Source organism: Vibrio sp. 1641 (assembly GCF_033339995.1).
Taxonomy (GTDB): Bacteria; Pseudomonadota; Gammaproteobacteria; order Enterobacterales; family Vibrionaceae; genus Vibrio; species Vibrio alginolyticus.
This window is the reverse complement of the sequence record NZ_JAWOVP010000009.1, coordinates 54,390-75,869: the sequence shown is the minus strand read 5'-3', so window position 1 is coordinate 75,869 and position 21,480 is coordinate 54,390. Positions and strand designations below refer to the sequence as shown.

Here is a 21,480-nt window from a genome sequence, read left to right as displayed (position 1 = left end):
TATCTCAATTACTTTCTGAGAAAAGGCTCGCCTTACCAAAGGTTGTAATTCTTACTACTGGATCACGTTAAAAAGACTACTCCTACATTACGACAGCACTTAATCTGACTTTTTGTTCAAGCATTGCTCAAAACTATTCGCCATATTGTTGAGAAAAGTAAAGTAACTGCCAGGTTTTGCTTCAATTGTGCTCCCTAACGGGTCAAGCTCGCCTTTAGCGACATCACTGCCTCTCATTACACTCTGAACGACAGCCGGAGTAAACTGAGGTTCAGAAAATACACAAGCCACATCTCCACCACTTAGCTTTTGACGAATTTGAATTAAGGTCTTCGCTCCTGGCTTGCGTTCTGGGCTCACAGTAAAATGCCCCATTTGATTTAGTTCATAACGATCTTCGAAATAACCGTAAGCATCATGGAATACAAAGTAACCTTTGTTTTTTACTGGTGCCAGCTTCTGCTTTATCTGTTGGTCAGTGTCTTTTAGCTCGAGTTCAAACTTTTTGAGGTTCGCTTGATATTGAGCTGCATTTTCCGGATCAAGTGATACAAGTTGATTCACAACAGCCTTGGCCACTTGTTGTGCTTGGCTTACACCTAGCCAAAAGTGCGGATCATGTGAGCCATGATCGTGCCCATCATGGTCATGGTTGTGCTCACTATCAAATTCACGCAATTCTAGATTTGGAATTTGACTAATAGTCAAAGTATTCGATCTATCCGAAACAACTTTCTCTAGAAACGGTTCAAGATCATGTCCGTACCAGATAACCAAATCAGCCGAAGCGACCTTTTTAACATCCGATGGACGCAAAGCATAGTCATGGGGTGATGTGTTAGACTGCAATAGCACGTCTGGTGTAGTTACTCCTTGAGTAAGCTCTGTTACTAACAACTGAATAGGTTTGATACTCGTCAGTACCGTTACCGCCTGTGCTGGCAGTGTTAACATTGCTGAGGCAGCAAGAATTAATGCTCTTTTCATAGTTTTACTTGGGATATGGCGTGGAAAGTGAGATAATGTTACATTATAACATTATTGATTTGCAAATGAGTTTCATTCATGTCTTCCTTAGTCCATCTTGAGCAGTTATGCGTCGAGTTCGATGGCCGCAGAGTTCTCGATAACATTAGTATGGAATTAGAAAAGGGCAAAATAACTACCCTAATTGGTCCCAATGGAGCGGGAAAATCAACGTTAGTCAAAGTTATCTTAGGTCTTCAAAAGCCGACTAGCGGCAAGTTGAACCGACAAAGAAAACTGAAAATTGGTTACGTTCCTCAAAAGTTGAAGCTCAATGACTCCCTTCCATTGAATGTAACCCGCTTCCTAAATTTAGCAGGAAAATACAGTAAGCAGGAGTGCATTGATGCATTAAGGCTTGTTGGCGCTGAACATTTACTTAATAGTAATATGCATCGCTTATCCGGTGGTGAAAACCAACGAGTGTTACTGGCGCGCGCTCTGCTTCAGCGTCCTCAGCTGTTGGTATTAGACGAACCAGCTCAGGGTGTGGATATCCAAGGTCAAATCGATCTCTATGACTTAATTGAGAGCATTCGTCACCGCTTTGATTGTGGCGTATTTATGGTGTCGCATGACTTACATTTAGTGATGGCGAAAACGGACGATGTTATTTGTCTGCATCACCATGTTTGCTGCTCAGGTTCACCTGCCACTATTACTCAGCACCCTTCTTACATCGCACTATTTGGCAATGCTGCGAGAGAGTCTCTCGCGTTTTATCATCACGACCATGAGCACCATCATCACGATTTATCCGGAACGCCAGTAAGCGGTGATGCGACATCATGCTCCCACCATAAACACGGACATCACCATCATGATTGAGTTTCTCCTACCTTCTATTCTTGCTGGTATTGGTATCGCGATCATTGCCGGTCCACTTGGGTCATTTGTCGTTTGGCGTAAAATGGCTTACTTCGGAGATACCCTAGCTCATGCATCGTTAATGGGCCTAGCGCTGGGCTTCTTGCTCAACGTAAATCTCTACCTTGCGCTACTCGTCTGCTGTTTAGCTCTGGCCGTTTTGCTTGTCACTCTGCAAAAGCAACAACTTGTGGCTACAGACACGTTGTTAGGTATCTTGGCACACAGTGCACTCTCTATCGGTTTAGTATCGGTTAGCTTTTTGGAAAACGTGCGCGTCGATTTAATGAGCTACCTATTTGGGGACTTACTTGCCGTCTCTCCACAAGATCTGATGTTTATTTACGCAGGTGTTGTTGCGGTAAGTGCGTGTTTGTACGTCTTCTGGCGCCCACTGCTTTCTAGCACTGTTAGTGAAGAACTTGCCGCTGTTGAGGGCGTGAATACAGACTTAGTTAGATTGGTGTTAATGCTAATGGTGGGTGTAGTAATCGCAGTAGGTATGAAGTTCGTTGGCGCGTTGATCATGACTTCGCTCCTAATTATCCCAGCAGCAACAGCACGTAAAGTCTCTTCATCACCAGAGCAAATGGCATTGTTCGCATCCATTATTGGCTCAGTGGCAGTACTGATGGGGCTTAGCCTATCATGGCACTTCGATACACCGGCCGGCCCTTCCGTAGTGATCAGCGCAACATCCTTATTTATGCTGAGCCAGCTGATTAAAAGCAAAGCATAATCGCATTGAGTATTAAACGCGAAAGACCTTGCTAACAACAAACATAAACCCACGGAAACGGAAAAAGAAAAGCCTGCGAAATCGCAGGCTTTTTAATACTTATTAAGTAGTGTGGTCGATTACCAACCCGTCACTTCACGTAGACCTTGGCCAATCTCTGCTAGAGATTTCACAGTTTTAACGCCAGCCGCTTCTAGTGCAGCAAATTTGTCTTCAGCAGTACCTTTACCACCAGAGATAATCGCACCAGCATGGCCCATACGCTTACCAGGAGGTGCAGTTACACCAGCAATGTAAGAAACCACTGGCTTCGTTACATTTTCTTTAATGTATGCTGCTGCTTCTTCTTCTGCAGTACCACCGATCTCACCGATCATAACGATCGCTTCTGTCTCAGGGTCTTCTTGGAACAGTTTTAGGATATCAATGAAGTTTGAACCCGGGATTGGGTCACCACCGATACCAACACAAGTAGACTGGCCGAAACCTTCGTCAGTGGTTTGTTTAACTGCTTCGTAAGTTAGAGTACCGCTACGAGATACGATACCTACTTTGCCTTTCTTGTGAATGTGACCAGGCATGATACCGATCTTACACTCATCAGGAGTGATAACACCCGGACAGTTAGGACCGATCATGCGAACGCCAGTTTCTTCTAGCTTCACTTTCACGTCGATCATATCTGTTGTAGGGATACCTTCAGTAATCGTTACGATTAGCTCGATACCCGCGTCAATCGCTTCTAGGATTGCATCTTTACAGAAAGGTGCTGGTACGTAGATGACTGTCGCTGTTGCACCAGTCGCTTCTACTGCTTCACGAACTGTGTTGAATACAGGAAGACCTAGGTGAGTTTGGCCACCTTTACCTGGAGACACACCGCCAACCATTTGCGTACCGTATGCGATAGCTTGCTCTGAGTGGAAAGTACCTTGACCACCAGTGAACCCCTGACAGATTACTTTAGTGTCTTTGTTAATTAATACAGACATTATTTAGCCTCCGCAGCAGCAACAACTTTCTGAGCAGCATCAGTTAGCGACTCAGCAGCAATGATATCAACATCAGAATTAGCAAGAACTTCGCGACCTAGGTCAGCGTTAGTACCTTCAAGACGAACAACAACAGGTACGCTTACGCCTACCTCTTTAACCGCACCGATAATACCTTCTGCGATCATGTCACAACGTACAATACCACCGAAGATGTTAACAAGTACCGCTTTCACATTGTCATCAGATAGGATGATCTTGAATGCTTCAGCAACACGCTCTTTCGTCGCGCCGCCACCTACATCTAAGAAGTTAGCTGGTTTGCCGCCGTGTAGGTTTACGATATCCATCGTACCCATTGCTAGGCCTGCACCGTTAACCATACAGCCAACGTTACCGTCTAGTGCTACGTAGTTCAGCTCCCACTGAGCTGCGTGTGCTTCACGCTCATCTTCTTGTGAAGGATCGTGCATTTCACGAAGCTTAGGCTGACGGTACAGTGCGTTTGAGTCGATGTTGATCTTACCGTCAAGACATAGCAAGTTGCCTTCACCAGTAATCACAAGTGGGTTGATCTCTAGCAGAGCAAGATCGTACTGAGAAAACATAGTGCCAAGACCCATAAAGATCTTAACGAATTGTTTGATTTGGTCGCCTTCAAGACCAAGTTTGAACGCTAGCTCACGACCTTGGTAAGCTTGTGGACCTACTAGTGGGTCAATTGCTGCTTTGTGGATGAGTTCCGGCGTTTCTTCCGCAACTTTTTCAATTTCCACACCACCTTCGGTAGAAGCCATGAAAACGATCTTACGGCTAGCACGGTCAACTACCGCACCTAGGTATAGTTCGTTCGCAATATTTGAAGCTTCTTCAACAAGGATTTTTGTTACTGGCTGACCGTTAGCGTCGGTTTGATAAGTCACTAGGTTTTTACCTAACCACTTCTGTGCAAACTCTTTAACGCCTTCTTTTGTATCGTGTAGCTCTACGCCACCCGCTTTACCACGGCCACCAGCGTGAACCTGACATTTAACTACTTTCTTGGCTGTACTGATACGGCCTGCGGCTTCAAAAGCTTCTTGTGGTGTATCACACGCGTAGCCTTCTGGCACAGGCAAACCGAATTCTGCAAACAGCTGTTTGGCTTGGTATTCATGCAAATTCATTTCGATATTCCGTTTGTTTTTCCCTTAAGGGATTTATTATTTCCATAACGCTGCAGTCTTGGCTGCTTGTACGTCTGTAGGGTCTTCTCAAATCAATCCTTCATCATGAGTTCTCATACTGAAGGATTCAAATGAAGGCCAAACGTTGAGCTAGTCTAGCCATTGAAATTTTTAACGTCTAGCTACCTACGATAACTAGACGTTTTAGCGATATTAAACGTCTAATAGGAGACGTGCTGGGTCCTCTAGTAACTCTTTAATCGTTACTAGGAAACCAACTGATTCACGACCGTCAATTAGGCGGTGATCGTAAGATAACGCTAGGTACATCATCGGCAAGATTTCAACTTTGCCATCCACTGCCATCGGACGCTCTTGGATCTTATGCATACCAAGAATCGCTGATTGAGGTGGGTTGATGATTGGTGTAGACATTAGTGAACCGAACACACCACCGTTTGTGATAGTGAAGTTACCGCCCATTAGCTCGTCTACCGTTAGCTTGCCATCACGACCTTTGATAGCCAGCTCTTTGATGCCTTTTTCAACATCAGCGAAACCAAGCTTGTCACAGTCTTTTAGGACAGGTGTAACTAGACCACGTGGCGTTGATACCGCCATGCTAATGTCGAAGTAGTTGTGGTAAACAATGTCATCGCCATCAATCGAAGCATTTACTTCTGGGTAACGCTTAAGCGCTTCTGTTACTGCTTTCACGTAGAAAGACATGAAGCCCAAACGAATACCGTGACGCTCTTCGAACTGATCTTTGTACTGCTTACGAAGGTCCATGATTGGTTTCATGTTGACTTCGTTAAACGTCGTTAGCATTGCCGTGTTGTTCTTCGCTTCTAGCAGACGGTTAGCAACTGTCTTACGAAGGCGAGTCATTGGAACACGTTTCTGACTGCGAGCTGCTGCTGGCACGTCAACCACTGCTGGCGAGTCTTCTTTTGACGCAGATTTAGCGTTCGCAAGATGCGCTTCAATATCTTCGCGCGTAATACGACCACCAACACCAGTGCCTTTCACTTGGCTTGCTTCTAAGCCATGTTCAGCCAACAAACGGCGCACTGCTGGGCTTAGTGCGTCATTACTTTCTTCGCTAAGCGCAGCTTTGTGACGCTTATCAGGAGATGCTTCAGTACCTTCTGTTTTGTCTGCAGTTGGTTCACCTGCAACTGCACCTGGCTTCAATTTAGCAATGATTTGTTTAGAAAGTACTGTCGCACCTTCTGCTTCAACAATAGCTTCTAAAACGCCAGCTTCCGGAGCTGGAACCTCTAGCACAACTTTGTCTGTTTCGATGTCAACCAAAACCTCGTCACGCTCTACTGCGTCGCCTGGTTGTTTGTGCCATGTCGCTACGGTTGCATCAGCAACTGATTCAGGTAAATCTGGAACCAGAATTTCAATTGTCATATCTGTTTCTTCCTTTAACTTCTAGTTCTTAATTCGAAGTTTTTGAGTTCACGTTCAGAGCGTCTTCAACCAACGCTTTTTGTTGTTTCAAGTGCACCGACATGTAGCCAACTGCTGGCGAAGCAGAAGCTGGGCGACCTGCGTATTTAAGATTTGCACCTGCAGGAATAGCGGCACGGAAGTTATGTTGGCTACAGTACCAAGCACCTTGGTTCTGAGGTTCTTCCTGACACCACACGAAGTCTTCAACGTTAGTGTATTGAGCAATTGCTGCTTGTACTTCTTCCATTGGGAATGGGTAAAGCTGTTCAATACGCACGATAGCAACATCGTCTTGCTCGTTGTTACGGCGCTGCTCTAGTAGGTCAAAGTAAACCTTACCAGCACAGAACACGACACGTTTCACTTTGCTTGGTTCTAAATCATCTACTTCTGGAATTGCAGATTGGAATGTACCATCCGCCAAGTCTTCAATCGTTGAAGTACATAGAGGGTGGCGCAGCAAAGATTTCGGCGACATAACAATGAGAGGTCGACGCATTGGGCGTACAACCTGACGACGAATCATGTGGTACACCTGAGCCGGTGTTGAAGGAACCACAACCTGCATATTTTGCTCAGCACAAAGCTGAAGGTAACGCTCTAAACGTGCAGATGAGTGCTCAGGACCTTGACCTTCATAACCATGAGGTAGAAGCATAGTAAGACCGCACAAACGCGCCCACTTTTGCTCGCCTGACGAGATAAACTGGTCGATAACAACTTGTGCACCGTTGGCAAAATCACCAAACTGTGCTTCCCAGATAGTTAAACCACCTGGTTCGGCTGTTGCGTAACCGTATTCAAACGCCAACACTGCTTCTTCTGACAATACTGAGTCAAAGACTTGGAATGGCCCTTGGTTGTCATGAATATTCGCTAATGGAATGTAAGTGCTTGCATCGGTTTGGTTATGAAGAACCGAGTGACGGTGGAAGAAAGTACCACGACCCGAGTCCTGACCAGAAAGACGAATACGCTTGCCATCGTCAACCAATGTAGCATACGCCAATGTTTCAGCCATACCCCAGTCAATGGCTTTTTCACCGGTCATCATTGCTAGACGATCGTTGTATAGCTTATTAACACGGCTTTGCAGTTTATGGCTTTCTGGGTACTGACACAGACGATTGCCTAGCTCAATAAGGCGTGTCTTGTCGTATTTTGAATCCCACTCCATATCCCATTCGTGCCCTAAGTAAGGGGACCAGTCTACAGAGTGCAACGCCATTGGACGCCATTCTTTAACAACCACTTCACCGCGATCTAATGCATCGCGATACTCATTGACTAACTGAGTCGCCGTCTCGATATCTGACTCATTTTTGTCGATCAGAACATCTGCATACAATTTGCGTGGTGTAGGATGCTTTTTGATTTTCTGGTACATCAAAGGCTGAGTCGCATTTGGCTCATCCGCCTCATTGTGACCGTGGCGACGGTAACATACAAGATCGATCACGACATCACGCTTGAACTCGTTACGGTAATCCAATGCAATGCGAGTAACAAAAGCAACTGCTTCTGGGTCATCTGCATTTACATGGAAAATTGGCGCCTGCACCATCTTCGCGATATCGGTACAGTACATCGTAGAACGCGTGTCACGAGGATTAGACGTCGTAAAGCCTACTTGGTTGTTGATGACGATACGTACCGTACCACCAACTTGGAACCCACGAGCAAGAGACATGTTGAAAGTTTCGGCAACTACACCCTGACCAGCGATTGCAGAATCACCGTGGATGGTGATAGGAAGCACTTTGCTACCTTGATTATCACCCAAGCGATCTTGACGTGCTCGAACTGAGCCCATGACTACTGGGTTTACGATTTCTAGGTGCGACGGGTTAAATGCAAGTGCTAAGTGAACATCACCGCCTGGAGTCGCAAAATCAGCAGAGAAACCTTGGTGATATTTCACATCACCCGTACCCCAAGTTTCGTCGTGTTTACCGGCGAACTCATCAAACAGGTCTTGAGGTTTCTTACCAAGTACGTTCACCAGCATGTTCAAACGACCGCGGTGAGCCATACCGATAACCACTTCACGCATTCCACTTGTACCCGCATGACGGATCAACTCTTTCGTCATCGGAATCAGCGCATCACCACCTTCTAAAGAGAAACGTTTTGCACCTGGGAATTTCGCCCCGAGGTAACGCTCCAAACCTTCAGCGGCTGTTAGCTCTTCTAGGAATGTTCGCTTCTCATCTTTGTTGAATGATGGCTGGCCTACGACAGACTCAAGGCGTTGCTGAATCCAACGCTTTTGCTCTGTGTCAGTCATGTGCATGTATTCAGCACCGATGGAACCGCAATAAGTTTTGTTGAGGGCTTCATAGATATCTTTCAACTTCATGGTTTCTTGCCCAACAGCAAAAGAACCTACGTTGAAAGTTTCTTCGAAGTCATCTTCGGTAAGATTATGAAAAGCAGGGTCTAACTCCGCCACTGTTGGGCGTTGCCATAGACCTAGTGGGTCTAATTCTGCAGCTTCATGCCCGCGGAAACGGTATGCGTTGATTAGCTGTAGAACTTTTACTTGTTTTGCATCGACATCTGGGTCACTAACTTGGACATTGTAATGCTTTGTTTCTCTAGCGAGTCGTCGGAAGTAGTCACGGACACGTGAATGTGGTTGTTCTGCCACTTCTTCTGATGGCTTAGGCAAGCCTTCAAAAACACGTTTCCACTCCTCACTTACCAGATCGGGATCACTTAGATACAGTTCGTAGAGGTCCTCTACATACGTTGCATTGGCGCCAGCCAAGTGTGAAGACTCGAGCCATGCCTTCATCACGCCGTTGTGCATATTTTCCCTTAACCAGTAGTTTTCACGTTTGCTTCGGTCTTTGCCGAGCTATAAGAGCCGACTAAAAATACGGTCGGCAATTTTTGCATTCTTTACTCGAATATTACTGAAGCAGTGAAGCGGTCATATCGGGTGATCCGCAACACTGCGACATTCCTAAGAGCGAGTAAATTAAACCGAACGATTAACCAACATCGACTTAATGTGACCGATGGCTTTCGTCGGATTTAATCCCTTAGGACAAACACTTACACAATTCATGATGCCATGGCAACGAAAAACGCTAAATGCATCATCAAGATCAGACAAACGTTCATCTGTTGCCGTATCGCGGCTATCAATTAGCCAACGGTACGCTGCGAGAAGACCAGCTGGGCCGATGAATTTATCAGGGTTCCACCAGAATGATGGGCAAGACGTTGTACAACATGCACACATGATACATTCGTACAATCCATCTAAATGCGCACGATCATCAGGCGATTGTAGGTTCTCACGTGATGGTGGTAATGCACCATCATCAATCAAGAATGGTTTAACTTTCGCATAGTTATCATAGAACTGCGTCATGTCAACGATAAGATCGCGCACGACAGGTAACCCTGGTAGTGGACGAATAACTATCTTATCGCCTTGTAGAGCAGATAACGGTGTGATACACGCTAGGCCGTTTTTACCATTCATATTCAAACCATCAGAACCACATACCCCTTCACGGCATGAGCGACGGAACGCGATGCTTGGATCTTGCTCTTTTAGCAGAATCAATGCATCAAGCACCATCATGTCTGAGCCTTCGTCTACCTCAAGGGTATACTCTTTCATGTAAGGCTTGGTATCCACATCCGGATTGTAACGGTATAAAGAGAAGTTTAATTTCATAGTCGTATCCTCCCTTTAGTATGTACGTACTTTCGGCGGGAAAGCTTCACGATGCGTTGGCGTCATGTTCACATCACGCTTAGTCATCGCTTCTGTTTCCGGATTGTAGATAGAGTGGCATAGCCAGTTCTCATCATCACGCTCAGGGAAATCGAAACGAGCATGTGCGCCACGACTCTCTGTACGGTAGTTTGCTGCAACGGCAGTTGAAAACGCGGTTTCCATCAGGTTATCAAGTTCTAGACACTCAATACGCTGCGTGTTGAACTCTGAAGACTTGTCCGCTAGATGCGCATCTTTCAAACGTTCGCGAATCACTTTCAACTCTTCTAGACCGGTTGCCATCGCATCGCCTTCACGGAATACCGAGAAGCTGTTTTGCATGCATGCTTGTAGGTCTTTACGAATCTGAACTGGATCTTCACCACCAGTGCTGTTTTCCCAACGCATAGTACGCGCTAGAGACGCTTCAATATCAGATTCTGTTGCAGGACGAGCTTCTGCTTGCGCTGCTAGCGTTTCGCCAAGGTGCAAGCCAGTAGCACGACCAAATACGACCAAGTCTAGTAATGAGTTGCCGCCCAGACGGTTAGCACCGTGTACCGATACAGAAGCAATCTCACCACATGCGTAAAGGCCTTGTACTTCCATCTCGCTACCGTCGGCCTTCTGCTTAATTGCTTGGCCAGAGACTTGAGTAGGTACACCACCCATCATGTAGTGACAAGTTGGAATTACTGGAATTGGCTCTTTCACTGGGTCAACGTGTGCAAATGTACGAGACAGTTCACAGATACCTGGTAGACGTGATTCGAGTACTTCTTTACCAAGGTGATCAAGTTTCAACTTGATATGTGGACCCCAAGGACCATCACAGCCGCGGCCTTCACGAATTTCAATCATCATTGAACGAGCAACCACGTCACGACCAGCAAGATCTTTCGCGTTTGGTGCGTAGCGCTCCATGAAGCGTTCACCATCTTTATTTAGAAGGTAACCACCTTCACCACGACAACCTTCCGTCACTAGAACACCCGCGCCAGCAATACCTGTTGGGTGGAACTGCCACATTTCCATGTCTTGCATTGGAACGCCTGCGCGAAGTGCCATACCAACGCCATCACCCGTGTTGATGTGCGCGTTAGTGGTCGATGCGTAAATACGACCTGCACCACCTGTAGCTAGAATGGTTGCTTTCGATTTGAAGTAACAGATTTCACCCGTTTCCATACAAATCGCAGTACAACCCATGATTGCGCCGTCTTGGTTTTTCACAAGATCCAAAGCGTACCACTCCGAGAAGATGGTTGTTTTGTGTTTTACGTTTTGCTGGTAAAGCGTGTGAAGAAGTGCGTGACCAGTACGGTCTGCAGCAGCGGCTGTACGAGCAGCCTGCTCACCACCAAACTCTTTAGATTGGCCACCGAATGGACGTTGGTATATGGTACCGTTATCAAAACGAGAGAATGGAAGACCCATTTTTTCAAGCTCGATAACTGACTCAGGACCATTTTTACACATGTATTCAATCGCGTTCTGGTCACCGATGTAGTCGGAACCTTTAACGGTATCGTACATGTGCCATTGCCAATCGTCTTTGTGCGAGTTACCCAGAGCAACGGTAATGCCGCCCTGTGCAGACACAGTATGAGAACGTGTTGGAAATACTTTTGACAACAAAGCACATGATAGGCCTTGCTCTGAAATTTGTAGTGCAGCGCGCATACCTGCACCACCAGCGCCGATTACTACGGCATCAAACTCACGAACTGGAATAGACACTTACGCACCCCACAGAATAAATAGACCAGAGAAGACATAGCCGAATAGCACGGCAATAACACCAAGTTGTAGTGCGCCACGTAGTTTCGCGCACTTAATGTAATCAGTTAATACTTGCCACAAACCAACCCAAGCGTGAATCAGGATCGAGACAAGTGCCAACATGGTGAATACTTTAGTGAAGGTACCACCAAAGAATTGGGTCCAAGATGCGTAAGAGATATCTGAAAATGCACAGAAGCTAATCAGATAAATCGTGTATAGCGTCATAATGATTGCAGTTGCACGAATTAGTAGGAAATCGTGTACACCATTACGACCAAATGAAGATACGTGTTTTACCATACCAAGATCCCCGCCAATAATGATAATACTGCTGTTGCACCAAACGCGACTTTAGCGCTCATCGTGCCTGAATCTAGTTCTTCAAAGTGACCTAGATCCATCAATAAGTGACGGATACCACCTGCGATGTGGTAGGCAAGTGCAGTAAGAATTCCCCACAGGATGAATTTTACGAAGAAGCTATCGACGATGTCAGCGGCTTCCATAAAACCCATTGGGGATGACAGAGAAATGGATAGTAACCACAGTAATATACCCACCGCAACAAACGTAATTACCCCAGACACACGGTGTAGGATGGATGCGATTGCTGTGATAGGAAAGTGGATGGTCTGTAAATCTAAATTAACAGGTCTTGACTTTCTTTCTTTCACGGGCTTGCTCACTCAGCTCCATTGAGCATTTATTGTTATAACCAATTTCAGCTTCCAAACGTACAAAAGTTAACATCTGTTTAACAAATATCGCGAGTAACCACTCAGATAATTGTAAACAAGTTGTTAACAAACGGAATCCAGCAACAAACCTCACTCTTTGTTTCTAGCCCCGAATTTATAAGGATTTAACTAAAATTTTCTTTGCCAATATACGGCGAGCAACATTCTAATACAATTGGTGTAACAAATTATGCTACATAGAACAGATTTTTAACGATTTTCATGAGAAAAATCATAACAAGTGCACACAAAGATGGAGAAAAATTGACTTTAAGCTTTAACAACAGTACAAAAATGGCACATAAACATCCTGGACGGATTAAATAATAAACAAAGGAGATTGTTATGGCGGATAAGAAAGCGACCCTTCATGTTGAAGGTCAAGCGCCAATCGAACTGCCAATTATGGACGGTACGCTAGGTACACCTGTAATTGACGTTCGTAAGCTGGGAGCCAATGGTTACTTTACTTTTGACCCAGGTTTTCTTGCCACTGCATCTTGTGAATCATCAATCACGTACATCGATGGCGGCAAAGGTATTCTTTTGCACCGCGGTTTCCCGATTGATCAATTAGCCAATAACGCAGATTACTTAGAAGTATGTTACATCCTTCTTTATGGTGAAGCCCCTACCCGAGAACAATACGAGCAATTCAAAACGACCGTTACTCGTCACACAATGGTACACGAGCAAATCGCAAGCTTTTTCCATGGCTTCCGACGCGATGCTCATCCAATGGCGGTAATGTGTGGTGTAGTTGGAGCACTTGCAGCCTTCTATCACGACTCTCTTGACATTAACAACGACGAACACCGCGAAATTGCAGCGTACCGTCTGCTGTCAAAAATGCCAACACTGGCGGCGATGTGTTACAAATACTCTATCGGTCAGCCATTTATTTACCCTCGTAACGACCTTAGCTACGCAGAGAACTTCTTGCATATGATGTTCGCAAACCCTTGCGAAGAGTATGAAGTAAATCCTGTGGTTGCCCGTGCGATGGATAAGATTTTCACTCTACACGCGGATCACGAACAGAATGCGTCGACATCAACTGTTCGCCTAGCTGGCTCTTCTGGTGCGAACCCATTTGCATGTATTGCCGCTGGTATTGCATCCCTTTGGGGGCCTGCTCACGGTGGCGCAAACGAAGCCTGCTTGAGAATGCTAGAAGAGATTGGCAGCGTCGATAACATCCCTGAATATGTAGACCGCGCGAAAGACAAAGATGACCCATTCCGCTTAATGGGCTTTGGTCACCGCGTTTACAAGAACTACGACCCACGTGCGACAGTAATGCGCGAAACGTGTCATGAAGTTCTCAAAGAGCTAAACATTCAAGATCCTCTGCTAGACGTTGCAATGGAACTTGAGCGCATTGCGCTTTCTGATGAGTACTTCGTGTCTAAGAAGCTGTACCCGAACGTAGACTTCTACTCAGGTATCATTCTTAAAGCGATTGGTATTCCAGTTTCTATGTTTACGGTTATCTTCGCGATTTCTCGTACCATCGGCTGGATTGCTCACTGGAACGAAATGCACAGCGATCCACTGAACCGCATCGGTCGTCCTCGTCAGCTATACACTGGCGAAACACAACGTGAGTTTTCTCCACTTCACGAACGTGAATGATCTTTTAGTACGAAGATAGAAAAACAAAAGGGTTGAGATTTTCGTCTCAACCCTTTTTTCTTTTTTGCGTTTAACGTTATTAATGGAGAACGCTAAACCGGATTATCAATATCGATAAACTCCACATGTAGGCCATATTCATCCGCTAGCCATTTGCCTAAAGCCTGAACACCATAACGCTCAGTAGCATGATGACCTGCAGCATAGTAATGAATGTCCATTTCACGAGCGGTATAAGTGGTGCGCTCTGAAATTTCTCCAGAGATAAATGCATCCAGCCCGTGCTGTACAGCAAGTTCAATGAAATCCTGCCCTCCACCAGTGCACCAGCCGACTGTCTCAATCATCTTATCGGTATTCTCTGGAGCGATATGCAGAGGCTCTCTATCAAGAACTTGATTGATCTTGCTCGCAAACTCAGCACCAGACATCGGTTTTTTCAAGCGTCCAAACATGGCTACTGATTGAGGATGTCCTTCAAGTCCACCTTCTACTTCGATTTCAAGTAAGCGAGCTAATTCTGCGTTGTTGCCTAGCTCTGGGTGAATATCCAGAGGAAGGTGATAACCATATAAGTTGATATCGTTTTTGATCAGACTACGAATTCGTTTACCTTTCATACCACGAATTGGCTCAGGCTCACCTTTCCAAAAATAGCCATGATGAACAAGCAATGCGTCTGCATTAAGCTCAATCGCTTTATCGATTAAGGCTTGAGAGGCAGTTACGCCAGTGATAATACGCTTTACGGCTGGCGTCCCTTCTACCTGTAGCCCGTTTGGTGCGTAATCTTTAATTAACTGCGGTGACAGTTTGTCATTAAGAATCTGTTCTAGCTTTAAGTTATTCATTATTACTTCCAATTTCTAGCGCATGTAAACCTAAATAACCTCTCGATGAAATCAGACCGAGAGTATGCAACCTAGTTGATACAACAACGTTTTGACATCTGGCACCTTGATATCATTTAGGTCTTTAAAGTGTATCTCGAACCCTAATATCGATGCTAGCCACCCTACCCTCAAAAGCAAATTTAGTTACAATAACAAAGCTTGTCGCCTCACCATAAATTTAGGGATACGGATGAACCAACTGCAACGCTTTTACCAATGGATCGCCACTTCACCTCCGCTTTTCAAGTTACGCCCTCCGTTTGCAACCTTAGAAGATGTCTCGGTCAAACCTTTGAATAGCTCAGAACAATACAATGGTAATCCGAGACTGGGTTTTTTATATCAGCACCTATGCACTGCGGCTCTTTCTAATTCAGAACGATATCAGATTATTGCCGAAGAAATTCAGTTAAACGACGCTGAAGGTAAGACCATTGGTGCTGTCGATTTGGTGTTGAGGAATACAGAATCAAATCAGATAGAACATTGGGAAGTGGCGATTAAGTTTTATCTTCTTTACAACGGCATTTGGTATGGCCCGAATGCTCACGACCAGTTACATGCAAAATTGGATAGAATGCTCACGCATCAGCTGAAAATGAGCGATCGCCCGGAATTTCAAAAAATAATTCCTTTAAACGACTCTCCAGAAGAGTGCCTAATGATGCAAGGACGACTCTATATTAATCCGTTTACTCCAGAGCCAACTCCTAAGGAGTGCTTGGGTTATGAATTAAATCCAAGTCAGATTAGTGGTTACTGGTGCTATCAAAGTCAATGGGATTTAATTGGTAAACCACTTTATCATTTACATAAACCATGCTGGGCGATCGGTACAGACGATTTCTCTCAACCTATTGAAAAGCCTTTAGATCGATTCATACACGCACAAACGGAAGACGGTCAATTCTGGTTTGTGGTACCAGATTCATGGCCCGGAGATAAAGCGGTTCGGGGCACTTAAACATGAAAGGGTTGATGTTTTCACATCAACCCTTTGCTAGATACATTGACCATTGGATGTTTTACAAACCAGCGGCTGCAAACACTTGATTAACGATCTCTTGTGCTTCAGCTTCGATTTGTTTCAGATGTTCTTCACCTTTGAAGCTTTCACAGTAAATCTTGTAGATGTCCTCTGTGCCTGATGGACGAGCAGCGAACCAACCGTTAGCTGTCGTTACTTTAAGGCCACCAATCGCAGCACCATTGCCTGGTGCATGCGTTAGACGAGCAGTGATCGCATCACCTGCTAGAGTTTCAGCCGCAACCATTTCTGGTGACAACTTCTTCAATACGTCTTTTTGTGGGCCATTTGCTACAGCTTGAATACGGTTGTACTTCGACTCACCGTGCTTCGCCGCTAGCTCTTCATAGTAATCTTGAGGGTTCTTACCCGTTACCGCAGTGATCTCTGCTGCTAGAAGGCATAGCAAGATGCCATCTTTGTCTGTTGACCAAGGCGTGCCATCTTTACGAAGGAAAGACGCACCAGCACTTTCTTCGCCGCCGAAACCAAACTTACCAGTGTACAGACCGTCTACAAACCATTTGAAACCAACAGGCACTTCACATAGCTCATGACCTAGATCCGCCACAACACGGTCAATCAGCGCACTTGAAACTAGTGTTTTACCAACAGCGACATCTTTACCCCACTCGTCACGATGACGGTACAAGTAGTCAATACAAACGGCTAAGAAGTGGTTCGGGTTCATCAAACCTTTTGGCGTAACGATACCGTGACGGTCGTAGTCAGGATCGTTACCAAATGCTAAATCGTATTCGTCTTTCAGTGCCAATAGACCCGCCATTGCGTAAGGAGAAGAACAGTCCATACGCACAACGCCGTCTTTATCTAGCGACATGAATTGGAAAGAAGGATCGATCGATTCACTTACTAGCGTTAGGTCTAGGTTGTATGCCTGACCAATTTGACGCCAGTAATCAATACCGCTGCCACCCAATGGATCTACACCAATCTTCAGGTTCGCTTTTTGGATTGCTTCCATATCGATAACGTTCACCAGGTCATCAATGTATGGCTTCACCAAGTCCATCTCTACAAACAGATCCGATGCTTTTGCTTCTGCTAGTGGTAGGCGTTTAACACCTTGTAAACCTTCAGCAATCAATTCGTTCGCACGATCTTCGATAGCTTGAGTCAACTCAGCTTCTGCAGGACCACCATGTGTCGGATTGTATTTGATACCGCCGTCTTGTGGTGGGTTATGTGATGGGGTAATAACGATACCGTCTGCTTTTTCATCGTGTTTGATGTTGTAAGTCAGAATCGCGTGTGAAATACCCGGTGTTGGCGTGTAACCGTTGTCTTGTTGGACAATCACTTTCACACCGTTTGCAATCAGTACTTCAATCACACTTGAGAAAGCAGGCTCAGATAGCGCATGCGTGTCTTTACCCACAAACAACGGGCCAATTGTGCCTTGCTCAGCACGAACTTCTGCTACCGCTTGAGCGATCGCTAAAATGTGGTTTTCGTTAAAAGTGTGCTTGTCTGCAGTACCGCGGTGGCCAGAAGTACCAAATTGAACTTTGTGTTCTGCGTTTGCCGCGTCTGGTTGAAGTAAGAAGTAGTTAGCAACGAGTGCTGGGATATTGTGAAGATCTTCCTGCTGCGCTTTTTGCCCAGCACGAGGGTGCATAGCCATGTTTGACATCCTTTCTTTAAATACAAATAAAATTAAAAAAGCCTCATAATATCCGCTCACTGCGACGCATTATGAGGCTTCTATCAGGTTTCTTAGATTGAACCTGTTACTTTTTCTATTAAGTCAGGTTGGAACCCCATGTGTGCCATCACTTGTTCAACCATCTGTCTTTTACGACTTGTATTGTTATTCGTGATAACCCAAAACGGTGTGCCAGGAATGGCTTTTGGCTTGGTCGTATTACCGTTTGCTAGCAAGGTTTCTTCATTATCTGCAAAGTACACGCGTTTGCGTCCTTTTACATTCGTAGCCTGGGCGAAACCTTCTGGATTCAATTTATGTAAGGTCGATAATACCAACATAAAGCGATCAATCGCTTTTTTTAGACCGGCAAACTCATCAGAAATAAGCAGCGAACGCATTTCTTTCACTACATCAACAGATTCCGTTTTACCCGCATCTTTACTTACTACAATCCCTTGTGGCTTCTCTACTACAGGTGCGGCTTTAGCTTCCTGCAACTGACCATCAAGGTTTAAAAGGCGTCGCAAAATATCCGAGGCGCTTTCACCGATATGCTTAGTTTGACTAGCTATATAACGGTATAGATCCTCATCAACCTCAATTGTTTTCATTCGCTTTTCACATTCTCAATGTTTAAACTCTGGGGGATTATAACGAGATCCACGCGGATACTCCACGTTAAACCCATCACGAATAAGATAAAATGTCAGCATTACTCAACTATAAGCAGGAAGGCCAAGGCCAAACAGTTGTTTTGATTCACGGATTGTTTGGTAGTTTAAGTAATCTGGGTCTACTCGCCCGCGATCTTATTAAAGATCACACGGTGATCAGTATTGATCTGAGAAATCACGGCCTCTCTTTCCACTCCGAAGTCCATAACTATACCGATATGGCAAAAGATGTGGCTCAGCTCCTTCAGCACTTAAACGTTGAGCCATCTATTGTTATTGGTCACTCCATGGGCGGAAAAGTCGCGATGGCTCTTGTGGACATTGCTCCAAATGTAGTCAAGCAGTTAGTCGTTCTCGACATGGCGCCTGTAGCCTACACTACGAACCGTCACGATAATGTTTTTAACGGCTTACATGCTGTTATTAATGAAAAACCAGCAAATCGACAGCAAGCCATGGATATCCTAGCTCAACATATTGAACTCGATGGTGTAAGACAATTTCTCTCTAAATCACTGTACAAAAATGGCGATAAGATGGATTGGCGGTTTAACGTACCGAGCCTTTTTGAGAATTATGACCAAATTATTGGCTGGCAAGAAATCACACCAACAGATATCCCAACTTTATTTATCAAAGGCGGCGACTCTGACTACTTAATGCCAGAACATCAGCCGGCAGTGAAGCGACAATTTAACCATGCTAAAGCACACATTATCGCTGGCACTGGTCACTGGTTACACGCCGAGAAACCGACAGAAGTAATGAGAGTCATTCGAAAATACATTTCGAGTTAACAAATTCGAAAAGCAACACTAGATTATTGAAATAACCCTTCTTGTAGTGCATTAACTTTACCGTTTAACAGTGGTATAGTGCGCCCAAGATTTTTCGGCATGAAGGGCTAAAATGCTTTACGACTATATGGATATGCTCGAGTCTATTGGGCTCGATCTTCTTTTTGCTGCTATCTTTTTTTTCATCGGGATGGCGATAAAAGATGTGCTAAAGCAAGGCAATGTACCTGTTTTTGGTCGTCGTATTGTGTGGTTAGTCCTTTTCCTAGGCTGTGCTGGCTTTATTGCAAAAGGTGTAATTCAGCTAACTTGGGAAGGCTCAGGGTTAGGTTAAACCCTTAGTAGCATCGCCAATAACAAACAATGTAAAGGTATAGACTCTATGGCAAGTGTAGGTATCTTCTTCGGTAGCGACACAGGTAATACTGAAGCCGTTGCAAAGATGATTCAAAAGCAACTAGGTAAACATCTAGTTCACGTTCAAGACATCGCGAAAAGCAGCAAAGAAGACATTGATAACTTCGATCTTCTTCTTCTAGGTATCCCAACTTGGTACTACGGCGAAGCACAATGTGATTGGGATGACTTCTTCCCTGAGCTTGAGCAAATCGACTTCTCTACTAAGCTAGTGGCTATCTTTGGCTGTGGCGACCAAGAAGACTACGCAGAATACTTCTGTGACGCGATGGGCACAGTCCGTGATATCGTTGAATCTAAAGGCGGCACAATTCTTGGCCATACCTCGACAGAAGGCTACGAATTTGAAGCGTCTAAAGCACTTGTTGAAGGTGACGAAAGCCAATTCGTAGGTCTATGTATTGATGAAGACCGCCAACCAGAATTGACTGACGAGCGTGTTGAAAGCTGGGTTAAACAGATCTATGAAGAGATGTGTTTAGCTGAGCTAGAAGGCTAATCAAATTGAATGATGCAAAGACCTCCACTTGGAGGTCTTTTTGTATGTATTGTCACACAGCATCGGTAAGTACTTCCTCTTCGCGATACTGAGGTTTCTTTCTTACATAAAGCTTGCGTTGAACCTCTGAAACCACATTCCCCTGTTTATCTTTTACATGAGTAATAAACTCAGGAAAACACTTTTCTCCATTCCGTGTCATTTGATAAATGTTTTCCAGCATCCCTTCAGTGACCTCAAATTCTGCAAACAAATCACTTTGCCCCGGCTTAATAAAGTTAATGCTTGCCTCTTTATCCCACACATAATATTCCTCTCGTAGAATCCCCATCAGCATCAACGAGTAAATAGGATCAGTTAAAGAGAAAATACTGCCGCCATATTGGGTGCGATTGGCATTTTTATTCCACCAGCGAAGCTTTAAACGTACCTTTACAGTACGGAAGTCTTGAGAAATATGTAAGATTTTAATACCCGCCCCCCAAAAAGGAGGCCAAATATTGAGTGCGAACTTTACAATTCCTGGTTTGTATATCTTCGCTAGTCGCCTATTCATCGCTATCCATGCCCTCTCCAAGCTTAATGTTACATAATTGTAACGGGTCAGAGCTGTAATATAATAGACCTGTTTCTAATTTACAAAAAGATTCTATTAACCCTTTGAAGTTCGTGGTTTAATGTTCCGAACGCTTATCCTATAATGGTAGGAAGATTGAATTCTGTTAAATCGCTGCAGATGATCCAACGGGAAAGTATATGTCAGATAATAATCAGGCGCTGAAGGATGCGGGTTTAAAAGTAACCCTTCCGAGGCTAAAAATTCTAGAAGTACTTCAGCAGCCAGACTGCCAGCACATCAGTGCTGAAGATTTGTACAAAAAGTTGATTGATCTAGGTGAAGAAATTGGCCTAGCAACTGTTTACCGAGTTCTAAACCAGTTCGACGATGCTGGTATTGTAACTCGTCACCACTTTGAAGGTGGAAAGTCAGTCTTCGAATTATCGACTCAACATCACCACGACCACCTAGTGTGCCTAGACTGTGGTGAGGTAATTGAATTTTCTGACGATCTTATTGAAGAACGTCAAAAAGAGATTGCAGCTAAGTACAATGTCACACTAACAAACCACAGCTTATACTTGTACGGCAAGTGTAGCGATGGTGGTTGTAAAGACAATCCAGATGCACACAAACCGAAAAAATAAGGGTTTGTTAATTTAAAAAGTAAACGTCAGCACATGCTGGCGTTTTTTTGTTTCTAGAAGTCAGTACCTTAGACGTCAGTACTTTGGTTACAGAACAAAAGCTACTAAACACCCATCTTTTTTCTCCACAGTTTTGCACATCTATATAGCA

The 21,480-nt window shown here is 44.7% G+C and carries 21 protein-coding genes; 8 read left to right on the top strand and 13 right to left on the bottom strand.

The features are described 5' to 3' along the window. Positions 1-99: 99 nt before the first annotated feature. The gene (gene znuA, locus R7Z47_RS17035; protein ID WP_167415070.1) at positions 100-987 is read right to left on the bottom strand and encodes a zinc ABC transporter substrate-binding protein ZnuA; all 888 of its coding nucleotides are present in this window, start codon (positions 985-987) and stop codon (positions 100-102) included. 78 nt (positions 988-1,065) lie between these two features. Between znuA and znuC the strand changes: the two genes are divergently transcribed. Beyond that, positions 1,066-1,854 carry a zinc ABC transporter ATP-binding protein ZnuC gene (znuC, locus tag R7Z47_RS17030; protein ID WP_005382185.1) on the top strand — a complete coding sequence of 263 codons (789 nt, stop codon included), beginning with the start codon at positions 1,066-1,068 and terminating at the stop codon, positions 1,852-1,854. Continuing rightward, positions 1,847-2,632, top strand: a complete 786-nt coding sequence (gene znuB / locus R7Z47_RS17025; RefSeq protein ID WP_005382183.1) for a zinc ABC transporter permease subunit ZnuB — start codon at positions 1,847-1,849, stop codon at positions 2,630-2,632. Before znuC ends, znuB begins: the two co-directional genes overlap by 8 nt. Positions 2,633-2,751: 119 nt before the next feature. On the opposite strand, the gene sucD is transcribed toward znuB, so the two are convergent. The 8 genes from sucD to sdhC form a co-directional block, all read right to left on the bottom strand. Beyond that, complete coding sequence (gene sucD / locus R7Z47_RS17020) at positions 2,752-3,624, bottom strand: succinate--CoA ligase subunit alpha (RefSeq protein ID WP_005382181.1); 873 nt, start codon at positions 3,622-3,624, stop codon at positions 2,752-2,754. Next, positions 3,624-4,790 (bottom strand): ADP-forming succinate--CoA ligase subunit beta, encoded by a 1,167-nt coding sequence (gene sucC / locus R7Z47_RS17015; RefSeq protein ID WP_005382179.1) that lies wholly within the window; start codon positions 4,788-4,790, stop codon positions 3,624-3,626. The genes sucD and sucC overlap by 1 nt, the downstream gene beginning before the upstream one ends. Positions 4,791-5,003: 213 nt before the next feature. Then, positions 5,004-6,212, bottom strand: coding sequence for a 2-oxoglutarate dehydrogenase complex dihydrolipoyllysine-residue succinyltransferase (gene odhB / locus R7Z47_RS17010; protein WP_005382177.1), 1,209 nt, complete (start codon positions 6,210-6,212; stop codon positions 5,004-5,006). A 28-nt stretch (positions 6,213-6,240) separates the two neighbouring features. Next, positions 6,241-9,066 (bottom strand): 2-oxoglutarate dehydrogenase E1 component, encoded by a 2,826-nt coding sequence (gene sucA, locus R7Z47_RS17005; RefSeq protein WP_005382176.1) that lies wholly within the window; start codon positions 9,064-9,066, stop codon positions 6,241-6,243. Between the two features lie 171 nt (positions 9,067-9,237). Next, entirely contained in the window at positions 9,238-9,948 is a 711-nt protein-coding gene (locus tag R7Z47_RS17000) for a succinate dehydrogenase iron-sulfur subunit (RefSeq protein WP_005382174.1), read from the bottom strand. A gap of 15 nt (positions 9,949-9,963) precedes the next feature. Continuing rightward, entirely contained in the window at positions 9,964-11,730 is a 1,767-nt protein-coding gene (gene sdhA / locus R7Z47_RS16995) for a succinate dehydrogenase flavoprotein subunit (protein WP_005382172.1), read from the bottom strand. After that, a complete protein-coding gene (sdhD, locus tag R7Z47_RS16990; protein ID WP_005382169.1) occupies positions 11,731-12,075 on the bottom strand; it encodes a succinate dehydrogenase, hydrophobic membrane anchor protein in 345 nt (114 codons plus the stop codon). Then, complete coding sequence (sdhC, locus tag R7Z47_RS16985) at positions 12,069-12,461, bottom strand: succinate dehydrogenase cytochrome b556 subunit (RefSeq protein WP_017634811.1); 393 nt, start codon at positions 12,459-12,461, stop codon at positions 12,069-12,071. Before sdhC ends, sdhD begins: the two co-directional genes overlap by 7 nt. A gap of 396 nt (positions 12,462-12,857) precedes the next feature. Between sdhC and R7Z47_RS16980 the strand changes: the two genes are divergently transcribed. Further along, positions 12,858-14,147 (top strand): citrate synthase, encoded by a 1,290-nt coding sequence (locus R7Z47_RS16980; RefSeq protein ID WP_005382163.1) that lies wholly within the window; start codon positions 12,858-12,860, stop codon positions 14,145-14,147. A gap of 92 nt (positions 14,148-14,239) precedes the next feature. On the opposite strand, the gene R7Z47_RS16975 is transcribed toward R7Z47_RS16980, so the two are convergent. Next, complete coding sequence (locus R7Z47_RS16975; RefSeq protein WP_182016631.1) at positions 14,240-14,998, bottom strand: Nif3-like dinuclear metal center hexameric protein; 759 nt, start codon at positions 14,996-14,998, stop codon at positions 14,240-14,242. Between the two features lie 232 nt (positions 14,999-15,230). Between R7Z47_RS16975 and R7Z47_RS16970 the strand changes: the two genes are divergently transcribed. After that, positions 15,231-16,004, top strand: a complete 774-nt coding sequence (locus R7Z47_RS16970; protein WP_213868288.1) for a DUF1853 family protein — start codon at positions 15,231-15,233, stop codon at positions 16,002-16,004. 61 nt (positions 16,005-16,065) lie between these two features. On the opposite strand, the gene pgm is transcribed toward R7Z47_RS16970, so the two are convergent. Continuing rightward, entirely contained in the window at positions 16,066-17,712 is a 1,647-nt protein-coding gene (gene pgm / locus R7Z47_RS16965) for a phosphoglucomutase (alpha-D-glucose-1,6-bisphosphate-dependent) (RefSeq protein ID WP_262606970.1), read from the bottom strand. Positions 17,713-17,804: 92 nt separating this feature from the next. Then, positions 17,805-18,347, bottom strand: a complete 543-nt coding sequence (gene seqA, locus R7Z47_RS16960) for a replication initiation negative regulator SeqA (RefSeq protein WP_005382149.1) — start codon at positions 18,345-18,347, stop codon at positions 17,805-17,807. A 92-nt stretch (positions 18,348-18,439) separates the two neighbouring features. On the opposite strand from seqA, the gene R7Z47_RS16955 reads away from it, so the two are divergent. The 3 genes from R7Z47_RS16955 (at position 18,440) to fldA (ending at position 20,123) form a co-directional block, all read left to right on the top strand. After that, on the top strand, positions 18,440-19,207 hold the full coding sequence (locus R7Z47_RS16955; RefSeq protein ID WP_017819953.1) for an alpha/beta fold hydrolase: 768 nt from the start codon (positions 18,440-18,442) through the stop codon (positions 19,205-19,207). A gap of 112 nt (positions 19,208-19,319) precedes the next feature. After that, positions 19,320-19,541 carry a DUF2788 domain-containing protein gene (locus R7Z47_RS16950; protein ID WP_005393038.1) on the top strand — a complete coding sequence of 74 codons (222 nt, stop codon included), beginning with the start codon at positions 19,320-19,322 and terminating at the stop codon, positions 19,539-19,541. 48 nt (positions 19,542-19,589) lie between these two features. Next, complete coding sequence (gene fldA / locus R7Z47_RS16945) at positions 19,590-20,123, top strand: flavodoxin FldA (protein ID WP_005382146.1); 534 nt, start codon at positions 19,590-19,592, stop codon at positions 20,121-20,123. Between the two features lie 52 nt (positions 20,124-20,175). Here the strand turns inward: fldA and R7Z47_RS16940 are convergent, their stop codons facing one another. Beyond that, positions 20,176-20,679 carry a DUF4442 domain-containing protein gene (locus tag R7Z47_RS16940; protein WP_005382144.1) on the bottom strand — a complete coding sequence of 168 codons (504 nt, stop codon included), beginning with the start codon at positions 20,677-20,679 and terminating at the stop codon, positions 20,176-20,178. Between the two features lie 200 nt (positions 20,680-20,879). On the opposite strand from R7Z47_RS16940, the gene fcrX reads away from it, so the two are divergent. After that, positions 20,880-21,329, top strand: a complete 450-nt coding sequence (gene fcrX, locus R7Z47_RS16935) for a ferric iron uptake transcriptional regulator FcrX (protein ID WP_005382141.1) — start codon at positions 20,880-20,882, stop codon at positions 21,327-21,329. The last annotated feature ends 151 nt before the right edge of the window (positions 21,330-21,480 follow it).